Source organism: Streptomyces sp. NPDC030143, from assembly GCF_055573695.1.
In genome coordinates this window covers 147,092-159,109 of sequence record NZ_JBVIAY010000003.1, presented here as the reverse complement: position 1 = coordinate 159,109, position 12,018 = coordinate 147,092, and the positions used below count along the sequence as shown (strand labels likewise).

10 protein-coding genes are annotated in these 12,018 nt (G+C 71.1%); 4 read left to right on the top strand and 6 right to left on the bottom strand.

Translation table 11 applies throughout. From position 1 onward, the window contains the following. The first annotated feature begins 184 nt into the window (after nucleotides 1-184). The 3 genes from ACZ4YY_RS06865 (at nucleotide 185) to ACZ4YY_RS06855 (ending at nucleotide 3,656) form a co-directional block, all read left to right on the top strand. A complete protein-coding gene (locus ACZ4YY_RS06865; RefSeq protein WP_468284597.1) occupies nucleotides 185-610 on the top strand; it encodes a hypothetical protein in 426 nt (141 codons plus the stop codon). A gap of 143 nt (nucleotides 611-753) precedes the next feature. Beyond that, complete coding sequence (locus ACZ4YY_RS06860) at nucleotides 754-1,359, top strand: ABC transporter ATP-binding protein (protein ID WP_468284595.1); 606 nt, start codon at nucleotides 754-756, stop codon at nucleotides 1,357-1,359. After that, a complete protein-coding gene (locus tag ACZ4YY_RS06855) occupies nucleotides 1,356-3,656 on the top strand; it encodes an FtsX-like permease family protein (RefSeq protein WP_468284593.1) in 2,301 nt (766 codons plus the stop codon). The genes ACZ4YY_RS06860 and ACZ4YY_RS06855 overlap by 4 nt, the downstream gene beginning before the upstream one ends. Before the next feature lie 32 nt (nucleotides 3,657-3,688). On the opposite strand, the gene ACZ4YY_RS06850 is transcribed toward ACZ4YY_RS06855, so the two are convergent. The 3 genes from ACZ4YY_RS06850 to ACZ4YY_RS06840 form a co-directional block, all read right to left on the bottom strand. Continuing rightward, complete coding sequence (locus ACZ4YY_RS06850) at nucleotides 3,689-4,126, bottom strand: excalibur calcium-binding domain-containing protein (protein WP_468284591.1); 438 nt, start codon at nucleotides 4,124-4,126, stop codon at nucleotides 3,689-3,691. Nucleotides 4,127-4,219: 93 nt separating this feature from the next. Beyond that, a complete protein-coding gene (locus ACZ4YY_RS06845; protein WP_468284589.1) occupies nucleotides 4,220-4,666 on the bottom strand; it encodes a hypothetical protein in 447 nt (148 codons plus the stop codon). A 478-nt stretch (nucleotides 4,667-5,144) separates the two neighbouring features. After that, nucleotides 5,145-6,302 carry an alkaline phosphatase PhoX gene (locus ACZ4YY_RS06840; protein ID WP_468284588.1) on the bottom strand — a complete coding sequence of 386 codons (1,158 nt, stop codon included), beginning with the start codon at nucleotides 6,300-6,302 and terminating at the stop codon, nucleotides 5,145-5,147. Nucleotides 6,303-6,466: 164 nt separating this feature from the next. On the opposite strand from ACZ4YY_RS06840, the gene ACZ4YY_RS06835 reads away from it, so the two are divergent. Beyond that, nucleotides 6,467-7,411, top strand: coding sequence for an oxidoreductase (locus ACZ4YY_RS06835; protein ID WP_468284586.1), 945 nt, complete (start codon nucleotides 6,467-6,469; stop codon nucleotides 7,409-7,411). Nucleotides 7,412-7,726: 315 nt separating this feature from the next. Here ACZ4YY_RS06835 and nirD read toward each other — a convergent pair whose 3' ends face one another. From nirD to ACZ4YY_RS06820, 3 genes are read right to left on the bottom strand one after another with little or no spacing between them, the layout of a single operon-like run. After that, nucleotides 7,727-8,086: a nitrite reductase small subunit NirD gene (gene nirD, locus ACZ4YY_RS06830; protein ID WP_468284584.1), complete on the bottom strand. Its 360-nt coding sequence runs from the start codon at nucleotides 8,084-8,086 to the stop codon at nucleotides 7,727-7,729. After that, nucleotides 8,083-10,692, bottom strand: a complete 2,610-nt coding sequence (nirB, locus tag ACZ4YY_RS06825; protein ID WP_468284582.1) for a nitrite reductase large subunit NirB — start codon at nucleotides 10,690-10,692, stop codon at nucleotides 8,083-8,085. Before nirB ends, nirD begins: the two co-directional genes overlap by 4 nt. Then, nucleotides 10,692-11,906, bottom strand: coding sequence for an NAD(P)/FAD-dependent oxidoreductase (locus ACZ4YY_RS06820; RefSeq protein ID WP_468284580.1), 1,215 nt, complete (start codon nucleotides 11,904-11,906; stop codon nucleotides 10,692-10,694). The genes nirB and ACZ4YY_RS06820 overlap by 1 nt, the downstream gene beginning before the upstream one ends. Nucleotides 11,907-12,018 lie beyond the last annotated feature (112 nt).

The following is a 12,018-nucleotide window of genomic DNA, read 5'->3' as shown; positions in this document are numbered from 1 at the left end:
AGACGAGGGCGACACCCGTGCGGGGGTGTCGCCCTCTGTGCTTTCGGCCGGGGGCTGGCTGGTTATCGATCGCCTGATGTGATGGCTGTGGGTGACTTAAGGTTTCTTCTTGTGATTGATCCATTACCTTCTGTGATCGACCGAGGGCTGATGGCCGGCCCTCGCGTGACCCGAGAGGTGAGGGATGAAGAAGGTTCTGGTGGGGGCGGCTGCGGCGGTGGCGTTCTTCGCGGGGGTGGGGACTGCGGCGGCGGATGCGTGGCGTGGGTTGCCTGTCATGACCCCGCATGGCGTCAAGTTCCATGAAGGGGAGTACCGGTTTAATCCGCCCGGACGTAACCACGGCGCCTTCGAGTGGAAAGGAAAGCTGCAAGACGCCGTGCCTGACGACGGGCACAACGTGTACATGTTGGCGCGCGCCGAAAGCCATGGCTGGTCGCGCTACAACGGCAAGCAGCGGCGCACGGTCGTCTTGCATCACTCCAACTGGGACGGCGCGCAGCGCTACACGGACGATGCCGAGATCAAGGCGTGTCGTGACCGTGGCAGTCTCCGGCCCGACAACTGTTCCCGAGAACTGCACCTTGACGGGCCCACTTGGTCGCGTTGACGCCGGTTCGCATTCCGAGGCCCGGGCAGTGCCCGGGCCTCCGCTCGCTATAGGGGAACAACATCAACACGTCAGAAGTCCTGTCGGCCGAAGGCGTCGAGCTTTGCTACGGCGAGACACGAGCCGTCAGGGATGCCCGTTTCATGGTCCGCCGCGGCGAAGTCGCGGCCATCACGGGCCAGAGCGGCTCAGGGAAGTCATCATTGCTGTATTGCCTGGCCGGGGTCCTGCCCGTGGCCCGGGGAGAGGTGCGTTTCGAGGGACGCTGCCTCGCTGAGCTGGACGACGAACAACTCAGTGCGCTACGCCGGGAGCGATTCGGGTTCGTTTTCCAGTACGGCGAACTCCTGCCCGAGTTGACGGTGGAGGAGAACACAGCCCTGCCGTTGCGTCTGGCCGGCCAACGCAAAGCCGAGGCGCTGGCCGCCGCTGGAGAGGTTCTGGGGAGGCTCGGTCTGGCCGACTTGCGCCATCGAAGGCCCTCGCAGGTCTCGGGCGGGCAGAGCCAACGCGTGGCCGTGGCACGAGCGCTGGTTCACCGGCCGGCGGTTGTGTTCGCTGACGAGCCCACGGGATCACTCGACAGCGCCAACGCCACCGCCGTGCTGGACGAGTTTTTGGCCCTCGCCCGGTCCCGGGGCACAGCGGTGGTTCTCGTCACTCACGATGCCGATGTAGCCGCTCGTGCGGACACGCACTACGTCATGCGTGACGGCTTGCTGGCTTCCCGGACCAGGGAGGCGTCGTGAGGGAGCTGCTGCTGGGGATCCGCCTGTTGCTGGGCAGTGGGAGAGGTAATCGCGCACGGTTCCTGCTGATGACGCTCGGTGCCGCGGTCGGCGTGTGCTGTCTTGCCCTGGTTCTGGCCATCCCTGGGATTCTCGCGGCGCAGGACGCACGTCAGATGGCACGCGATCCGGACTGCGTGGCAGGCCGTTCACTCTGCTCGTCCGGTGATCGGGCGGCACTTGAGCTCATCCGCACGGATCCCTATGGCTCACGCCCCCTGACTCGAGTCTTCCTGGCCAAGGGAACGGCCCCCACGGAGCCTCCACCAGGTTTGGACGTGTTCCCTGCTAGCGGTGAGATGTTCGTGTCGCCCCGGCTGCACGAAATCCTCAAGGAGGAACCTGGTCTCGCGCAGCTCGTCCCGGGCAAGGAAGCCGGACAGATCGCAGCCCAGGGGCTGGCTCGCCCGGACGAACTCTTCGCCTACATCGGCGTCGACCGGAAGGACCTTCCTCATGGGAATCGCATGACACGCTTCGGCGGGGAGTACGTGCGGACGCCGACCGTGGAGGACTCGGCCCTCGACATCGTGCGCTTCACCCTCGCCGGCGTGGTGCTGCTCCCGCTCGCCGTCTTCTTGGCCGTGTGTGCTCGTCTGTCTGCCGCCGCGCGGGATCGACGTCTGGCCGCGCTCCGGCTGCTGGGGCTGAGCAGGAAAGGTGTTCAGCGAGTCAACGCCGCAGAAACAGTGGTGGCTGCACTCCTTGGCGCGGCTCTGGGTCTTGTCGGCTTCTGGCTGGTCAACCAGCTCGTCGCGCGGATCGGCCTGCCGGGCTTCACCTGGTACCCGTCCGACGGTTCGCTCTCCGCGTCCACCGTTGGCGTCTGCCTGGTGGGATGCCCGGCGCTGGCCTGGTTCGTGGGAAGGATCGGTGGTCGACGAGCAGCTGAGAACCCGCTGGCGGTGCGGCGGGGAGCCGTGCCGAAGCCTCCGGCCAAGTGGGGGCTGCTCCCACTGGTGCCCGGCCTGGGTGTCGTGACGGGATACTGCGTCGCCGGTGCGACGGGTCATGCTCCGCGTGACACGAGCCTCTCCTCGGTCCTCATGCCGGTCGCCGTCGTTCTGGTAGGCGTCGGCTTGGTTATGACCCTGCCAATTTTGTCTGGTTCATTCGCTCGACGTATTGCACGATCAACCGGTTCGCTCTCCCTCGGACTCGCCATGCGACGCAACGAGGTTGAGCCTGGTGGTGCGTTTCGCGTGGCGACCGGCCTGGTTCTCCTGATCTTCGGAGCCTCGCTCGTGCAGGGCGTGCTCATCGAGCTCGATCAAGTGACCAGGCACACCGGCCCCACTCAGATCTACCGCATCGAGTTGGAGGCCGTCACGCTCGCGCAACAGCGGGCATTTGAGCAAGTGCCAGGGGTCCGTGGGCATGCGGTGGAGGCGAACTCTTGGCGTGACCCTTCGGACACCAGGCCGTGGCCACCGGTCATCCAGGCTGTAGTGGCCACATGCAGCCAACTGCGTGCTGTGGTGCCCAAAGTAAGACACTGCGCGGACGGGCGGCCCCGCCGACTGATGAACTCCTACAACCCGCTCGTGGACCCGGAAGACAAACCAGGTGCCGTCTTCCCATTCCGTTTGCGGAACGAGACGGGGGAGTCCCGCGAGATCGACGTGACGGTGCCACGGGAGACCGTCACTTTTTACGATGACTCGGGATTGTCGCCTCTCAGTAGTGGCTCTGTGCTTTTGCCCCCCAGTGCACTGCCCGTGGGCTTCCGGCTTGAGGGTGCTGCTCTCACCTTGGTCAGCAGCTCTGCTCCCGAGACAGTCCGGTCCGTGCTCGACAGCATGGGAGGCGTTGACCCGACTGTGGGAGTCGACACCCCGGGTGTGAACGTCAATGCTCTTGAACAAGTCCGAATCGTCAAAACCCTCCTGGCCGTGGGCATGGTCCTGGGCTTGGTGATCGGTGTGGCCGCGTATCTCGTGGCGGCCACCGACCGGGCTGTCGAGCGGCGGCCGCAGGTTACTGCGCTTTCGTTGATCGGGGCGCGGCCTCGGACGTTGCGGGCTGTGCAGGTTGCGCAGGTGGTCGTGCCGCTCGTTGTGGGGCTGGCGTTGGCTCTGGTGGCCGGGAAGGCGGCCGAGTCGAGTTATCTCGTCACCGGAGGCGGGGCCGTCTTCTGGGATGGGGGCGGGGTGCCGTTGTTGCTGGTTTCCGCTGTCGGGGTGGTGGTCGTCGCCGCGCTCGGGTCTCTTCCGCTCGTCGGGCGGCGGATCGATCCCGAGCTCATTCGCCGGGACTGAGCGTACGAGGCGGGCGGCTGCCCGCCTCGTCGTCACTCGCAGCCCGTGCCGTCCCCGTCGCGGTCGAGGTGGCGGCCGTAGCCGGGGTCGCCGGTGTGGACCGGGGCGGCTCCGGCGGCGCGGGCGGCGGTGCAGTTGGGGTAGTGGACGTCGGCGGAGTCGTCGCCGGCGTCGAGGGAGGTGTCGGCTTCGGCGGCGGCGGCCGCGGCCGTGACCGTACGGGTGACTTCCACCGTCTCCGTGGCGGTCGCCGTCACCGTCGTCGCCGGTTGCGGGGCCGCCGTCCGCGTCGTGGTCGCGGTGACCGTCACCGTCGGCCGGGGCGCGGCGGCAGCGGGGGCCGTGTCGTCCTGGTCGCTGCCGCCGATGCCGACGCCGAGGAACAGGGTCATGGCCAGGGCCAGCAGGACGTACCGCTTGCGGGCCCACTTGGGGGCGGGCGTCGTGTGGGTGGTGTACGGGTTGTTCATGGTCGTCCCCCAGGGCCGTTGCGTGGGGCATGACGGTAGGGGCGGAAGCCGGAAGGTGTACGAGGTGTGGCTGGTTTGTGATGAAGTTGTGTGTCACCAGCCTTCCGCTCCGTTCGCCAGTCGGCGGTGCCACCACGGTTCGAGGGTTTGCGCGCGGGGGTCCGGCAGGGTTCGGCGTCGGTAGGTTCCGTCCAAGTGGGTCAGGGCGCGGGAGAGTTCGGTGCGGGCGCGGGGTGGGAGGGCCCGGAGGGTTTCCGCCAGGACGTCCCGTGCCTCGCGGACGTCGTCCAGGGCGCATCCCGGGCACGCCGGGCAGGCGGATGCGCGGGGGTGGAGGAGGCCGCGGCCGGGGGCGGCCAGGAAGGCGCGGTACTTGTGCAGGGCGCCGGCCGTGTGTCCGGGGGACGATTCCACGCGGTAGATCGCGAGGGTCGTGCGCAGGGACAGGCCGGGGATGCGGGACGGCGGCGGAGTGGAGCGGGTGCGCGGGGCGCGTGAGGTCGGTGTGGCGCGCAGGGCGCCGGGGCGCTTACGCGGCATGCGCCTTTCGGCGGGCGGGCTTCGTCGGCATGGGGGCATCATGCCAGAGCCGCGTACGCCCCGGCCCCCTGAACGGGCCGACACCGCCCCGCCCGTGAACGCCGTCTCCGGCAGTCGCAGCCCGGTCAGGCGGGCTTGACGAGGCGTCGATCACCCGGGCGGGGCTTCAGGGCCGGTGCTGCCCGGTACCGGCAGCAGCCGTCGCGGTCCCGCTTCAGGGGTTCTTGCACTATGCCCGCCCGGGCCGAGCGGCCTGACCAGGCGCTCATGGTGAAAGGACCCCTCAGCCGCCACGGCGATCCCGCGGAGGCCGCCCGGTGTCGGTGGGTGGGTCCGGGCGGCGGACTCGGCATGGACGGCGCGCCGTTCCCGCGCTGGTACTCCATGGCGAGCGACGTGCCGCCGCCCGGCCGCCTACCGGCGTCGGTCGGGACGCAACCGTCAGGCCTGCCTCGGCCCGGCCGGCCTCCTCCACGGGTCATGCGCGGAAGGGGCCCCGCACCTCGTAGGTGATACCGCCCGACGAGCTTCCGCTCGTGCCGCGCTGGCTGGAGAAGTACAGGCGCGTCCCGTCGGGGGAGAAGGCCGGGCCGGTGATCTCCGAGGCGGACTGGCCGTCGACGCGGAGGAAGGGGGCGACGACGTCGTCCGGGGTGATGACGCAGATCTCCATGCTGCCGCCGTCCTCGGCGACGAACAGGTCGCCGGAGGAGGTGCCGGTGACGTTGTCGACGCCCGTCAGCGGGGGCGTGCCGCTCGTCACCAGCGAGTCGTCGTAGGCGAGTTCGAGGGTCTGGGCCGCCGCGTCGTACTGCCAGACGCGGTTGTCGCCCTTCGTCGTGAACCAGCAGGTGCCGTTCGCGTAGTAGCAGCCCTCGCCGCCGTTGAACCGTTTGGCGCCGGAGACCTGGTTGCGGGTGGCGGTGGCGCCGGTCGGGTCGGGGACCCGGGACCAGGTGACCGGACCGCTCGTCGCGCTCCCCGCCACCAGCACCTCCAGGGTGCCCGACGACAGGTCGCCCCAGGTCGTCGGGCGGAACCGGTAGAAGCAGCCGTCGGAGACGTCCTCCGTCAGGTAGATCACCCGGCGCTCCGGGTCGGCGGCCGCCGCCTCGTGTTTGAAGCGGCCCATCGCGTCCCGGCGCACCGCCGCCTTCACACCCCAGGGGTCCGTCTCGTACACGTACCCGCGGTCGACCTCCTCGCAGGACAGCCAGGTGTTCCACGGGGTCTTCCCGCCCGCGCAGTTGGTGCGGGTGCCGGACAGGATGCGGTACGCCGCCGTCACCGTCCCCGTCGAGGAGAGCTTCACCGCGCTCGCCCCGCCCGACGGGCTGATCTCCGAGTTGGAGACGTAGATCCAGCCGCTGCCGTCGGCGTAACAGGCCCCGCCGTCGGGGGCGTTGTGCCAGGTGTACGAGGTGCCGGGCACCGTCTGCCCGGAGCGGGCGATGACCCGGCTGGTGAAGCCGCTCGGCAGACGTATGCCGTTGGCGTCCGGCTGGCCGAGCGCGCCGTAGGGGCCGGTGCCGGGCTGCGCCGGCGCGGCGTACGCGGCGCCGCGCCACAGGGTTCCGCCGAGTGCGGCGGAGGACCCGCCGACGACGGCCGCACGCAGGAGGGTACGTCGTTCCACGCTCACTCCCAAGGGGTGTCGTGACCGCCCGCCGCCGGTCGGCCGCGGGGTCGTGCGGTCAGGGAGACTAGGCCCGTCGGGTGGCGATGTCGTGGACACCTCGTAAATCGCGCATGCCTACGCTGAGGACAGCAGTGGAGGGAACACCGACGGAGGGAGCAGGCATGTCCGGCTGGAACACCCGCGACATTCCCGATCAGGGCGGGCGGACGGCCGTCGTCACCGGCGCCAACAGCGGCCTCGGGTACGTCACCGCACGGGAGCTGGCCCGCAAGGGGGCGCGGGTCGTCCTAGCCTGTCGCAGTGAGGCGCGGGGGAGGGAGGCCGTCGAACGGCTGCGGGGTGACGTGCCGGGCGCCGAGGCGGAGTTCCGTCGGCTGGACCTCGCGGACCTCGCTTCCGTGAGGGAGTTCGCGACGGGCTGCTCCTCGTTCGAGCGGCTCGACCTGCTCGTCAACAACGCGGGCGTGATGGCGCTGCCGTACGGCACGACCGTCGACGGCTTCGAGACCCAGTTCGGGGTGAACCACCTCGGGCACTTCGCCCTCACCGGGATGCTGCTGCCCGCGCTGCTCGCCGCGCCCGGCGCGCGGGTGGTGACCGTCTCCAGCATGATGCACCTGGTGGGCAACGTCGACCTGCGCGACCTCAACAGTGAGCAGCGGTACCGCCGTTGGGTCGCGTACGGCCGCTCCAAGACCGCCAATCTGCTGTTCACCCACGAGTTGGCCCGCCGACTGGCGGCGGCCGGGGCCGACATCGTCGCGGCGGCCGCGCACCCGGGGTACGCGGCCACCAACCTCCAGACTGCCGGGGTGCGGGCCGAGGGGCGCCGGCTCGCCGAGCGGGTCGTGGGGATCGGCAACCGCTTCTTCGCCCAGTCCGCCGAGGCCGGCGCGCTGCCCGCCCTGTACGCCGCGACCGCGCCGGACGTCCGTCCCGACTCCTTCACCGGCCCGTCCCTGGCGATGTGGCGGGGCGCGCCCGCACCGTCGCGGCGGGCGCCCTGGACCCTGGACGACCGTGCGGGCGCGCTGTTGTGGGCGGAGTCCGAGCGGCTGACGGGCGTGTCGTACGAGGGCCTCGAGGAGAGCCGCGACGAGCTGTGACCCGCCCCGGAACCACCGGGGGGAGGCCCCCGGGGCGCCGGCGGGTGGGGCCGGGGGCGGGGCGGGAGCCGTATCCCGGACCAGGCCCGGTGTCGTACTCCGGGATTCCGGACCGGGCCCGGTGTCGTACACCGGCCCGGGCCCGGTGTCGTATCGGTCGCCACGCCGGTGCGGCACGGGGCGCGGCAGCAAGGCGCCGTCCGCATCACCGTGCCGACCCGGACGGCGCACCAACGGGTGGGGCCCCCGGTCGACGGCCCCAGAGGTCCTGGCGCCATGCCCGCCTGATCAGGCCCCTCATAGCGCAGGGACCCCTCAGGCCATGCGCACCTCGTACGTCGTGACGCGCACCAGCTCGTCGTCCAGGCACTGCCCGCTCACCAGGTCGAAGCGCTGCTTGAGCAGCGGCGAGGCGACGAAGGGGCGCCCCTGGTGGGTGCCGGTCAGGCCGCGGGAGAGGACCGCGGCGCCGCTGAAGGGGTCACGGTTGTCGATGGCGTACAGCTCGCCGCCGCGGTCGCGGAAGAGGGCGACCTGGCGGCCGTCCGGCAGCAGGGCGGCCACGCCCCGGCCGGGGACGAGCTGGCTCAGGTCGCAGACGGTGAACCAGTCGTCCGCCGTGGTGTCCAGCCGCAGCTGGACCTTCAGGTCGGTGGTCTCGGGTGCCAGGGTCATCGCTGGGCGCTTCCTTCCAGGACTTCTTCGGCAGGTCGCATGCCGATGGACAGCAGCGGCAGGTCGGGCTTGATCTGTTCGCGCTCGGGGACGAAGCCGACAACCGGGTCGGGGGTGTCCGGCGCGTTGACGAAGGACACGAACCGGGCCAGCTTCTCGGGGTCGTTGATCGTGGTCGCCCACTCGTCGGCGTAGTGCGCCACGTGCGCGGCCATCAGGGACTCCAGCTCCTCACAGATGCCGAGGGAGTCCTCCACCACCACGTCCCGCACGTGGTCCAGGCCGCCCGGGATCCGCTCCAGCCAGGTCGACGTGCGCTCCAGGCGGTCGGCGGTGCGGATGTAGAACATCAGGAACCGGTCGATCAGGCGGACCAGCTCGGCGTCGGACAGGTCCTGGGCCAGCAGGTCCGCGTGGCGCGGGGTGGCGCCGCCGTTGCCGCCGACGTACAGGTTCCAGCCGTTGGCCGTGGCGATCACGCCGAAGTCCTTCGACTGGGCCTCGGCGCACTCGCGCTGGCAGCCGGAGACCGCCGACTTCAGCTTGTGCGGCGAGCGCAGGCCCCGGTAGCGCAGCTCCAGGTCGATCGCCATGCGGACGGAGTCCTGGACGCCGTAGCGGCACCAGGTCTGGCCGACGCAGGACTTCACCGTGCGCAGCGCCTTGCCGTAGGCGTGGCCGGACTCGAAGCCGGCGTCCACCAGGCGGGCCCAGATCAGCGGGAGCTGCTCGACGCGGGCGCCGAACATGTCGATCCGCTGACCGCCGGTGATCTTCGTGTAGAGGCCGAAGTCGCGGGCGATCTCACCGATCACGATCAGCCCCTCGGGGGTGATCTCACCGCCGGGGATGCGCGGTACGACCGAGTACGAGCCGTTCTTCTGGAGGTTGGCGAGGAAGTGGTCGTTGCTGTCCTGAAGGGCCGCCTGCTCGCCGTCCAGGACGTAGCCGCTCGCGCCGATGGTCGGGGCGAGGGAGGCGATGATGGAGCCGACCGTCGGCTTGCAGATCTCGCAGCCGTCGCCGCCGCGGGCACCGTCGCGGCCGTAGCGGTCGAGGAGGTCCTGGTAGGTGTTGATGCGCAGGGCGAGGACGATCTCGTACAGCTCCTCGCGGGTCTGCGAGAAGCAGCCGCACAGGCCCTTGTCGACCTCGACGCCGGACGCCTCCAGCTCGGCGGTGACCAGCTGGCCGAGCACCTTGACGCAGGAGCCGCAGCCCGTACCGGCCTTGGTGCACTTCTTCACCTCGGGCACCGTCGTGCACTGGTGGTCGGTGACCGCGCCGCGGATCGTGCCCTTGGTGACGTTGTGGCAGGAGCAGACGACCGCGTCGTCCGGCAGGGCGGACGGGCCGAGCTGGGCGGGCGCTCCGGCGCCCGCCGGCAGCACCAGCGACTCGGGCGAGACCGGCGGGACCGAGCCGGTGAAGGCCTTCAGCGTGCCGTACGCCTCCGCGTCGCCGACCAGGATGCCGCCGAGCAGCGTGCCGTCGCGGCCGATGACGAGCTTCTTGTACAGGCCGGCGCGGGAGTCGGAGTAGACGACGTCCAGGCAGTCCTCGGCCGTGCCGTGCGCGTCGCCGAAGGACGCCACGTCCACGCCGAGCAGCTTCAGCTTGGTGGACAGGTCGGCGCCGGTGAAGGACGCCTCGTCGGCGGCGATCGTCGCGGCGGCCGTCTCGGCCTGCTCGTAGCCGGGCGCGACCAGGCCGTACACCCGGCCGTCCGCGGCCAGCGCGCACTCGCCGATCGCGAAGACGTGCGGGTCGTTCACCGTGCGGCACTGTTCGTCGACGCTGATGCCGCCGCGCTCGCCGACCGTGAGGCCGCAGTCGCGGGCCAGCTGGTCGCGGGGGCGGACACCGGCGCTGAACACCACCATGTCGGTGGCGAGTTCGGAGCCGTCGGACAGCTTCATGCCGGTGACCGCGCCGTCCTCACCGACGACGATCTCCTGGGTGCCCACGCCCGTGTGGACGGACAGGCCCATCTCCTCGATGGTGCGCAGCAGCGCGGCGCCGCCGCCCTCGTCGACCTGCACCGGCATCAGCCGGGGCGCGAACTCCACGATGTGGGAGGTGAGTCCGAGACCCTTCAGCGCGCCGGCCGCCTCCAGCCCGAGCAGACCGCCGCCGACCACGGCACCGACCTGCGCCCTGTTCCTGGCGTACTCCTCGATGGCGAGGAGGTCCTCGATGGTGCGGTAGACGAAACAGCCCTCGGCGTCCTTGTGGGGGACCGGCGGCACGAAGGGGTACGAGCCGGTGGCGAGGACGAGGACGTCGTAGCCGACGACCCGGCCGGACCTGGCGGTGACCGTGCGGGCCTCGCGGTCGATCGTCTCCGCCGGGTCGCCGACGTACAGTTCGATGCCCTCCTTCTCGATGAACGCCATGTCCGTCATCGACAGGTCCTCGGGCGTCCTGCCCGAGAAGTACGAGGTGAGGGCGACGCGGTCGTACGCGGGCCGCGGCTCCTCGCACAGGACGACCACGCGGTGCGAGGCGGTCAGCCCGCGCTCGGCGAGTGCTTCGAGGAAGCGCTGGCCGACCATGCCGTGGCCGACGAGCACGATCGTGGGGGTGGCCCCAGGGGTGGCGGTCATCAGGAGCCTCCATCGTTGGTGAGCAGGTGGAGCAGGGGGCCGCCGTCGGACGGGAGCGGCTCTGCTCCCTCCCAGGCGCGGGCGAGCGCGCCGACGGTGCCGAGTTCGCCGACGAGCACCCCGCCGACCAGGCGGTCGTCGCGGACGACGACCTTGCGGTAGGTGCCGCGGGTGGCGTCGGCGAGCTGCACGACGTCGTCGCCGGGCAGCGCCTCGGTCTCGCCGAACGCGGCCAGGTCGAGGACGCCGTTGCCCGCGAGGGTGAGCCGGGTGAGGGAGCGGGTGCCGCGGTAGCGGGCGTTCACGTCACCCGCCAGCGACCCGGCCAGCACCTCCGCCTGTTCGACGGCGGGGGCGGCGAGGCCGTAGACGGTCCCGTCGTGCTGGGCGCAGTCGCCGATCGCCCGCACGTGCGGGTCGGAGGTGCGCAGTTCGTCGTCGACGAGGACGCCCTTGTGGACGGCGAGTCCCGCGTCCCGGGCGAGGCCGACGCGCGGGTGGACGCCGCAGGCCAGCACCACCAGGTCGGCGTCGAGCGCGTAGCCGTCGGCCATCTCCACGGAGCGGACCGCGCCGCCGACGCAGCGCACGTCCCGCACCCGGCACTCGGTGTGCACCTCGACGCCCAGGTCCCTCAGGTGCCGCAGCACCAGCCGGGAGGCGCCCGGGTCGAGCTGACGCTCCATGAGCCGCTCGGACTGCTGGGCGAGGACGACCTGCGCGCCGCGGGCGGCCAGCGCCCGGGCCGCGGACACCCCGAGCAGCCCGCCGCCGACGACGACGGCCCGCACGCCCGGCCGGACGGCCTTGGACAGGCCCAGGCAGTCGTCCATCGTGCGGAACGCGTGCACGCCCTCGGGCAGCACGTGGTCAGGGCTGAACAGGCCGCGCAGCGGGGGCAGTACCGGGTTGGAGCCGGTGGCCAGCACCAGCGTGTCGTATGCGATCTCCGAGCCGTCCGCGCAGGCCACGGTCCGCCGCTCGCGGTCGATGCCGGTCACCCGGGCACGGACCAGTTCGGCGGGCGTGGGCAGCGCGATCACGTCCGGGGCGTACCGGCCGGCCAGCACCTCGGCGAGCAGGACCCGGTTGTAGGGCCGGTGCTCCTCCTCGCCGACGAGCAGCGCGGGCATGCCCAGCTCACCGAGCCGGCGGGCGAGACGTACGCCCGCGAGGCCGGCGCCGATCACCACCACACGCGAATTCGAGGTCATGCGATCGAGCCTGCGGTGCGGACGTTACCCGGTGGCATCACGGTTGTTTCCCGTGAGGAACGCTGCCCTCAGCGAGTGCCGGAGCCGGGTGTGAGGGCGGGGCGCCGCGCGG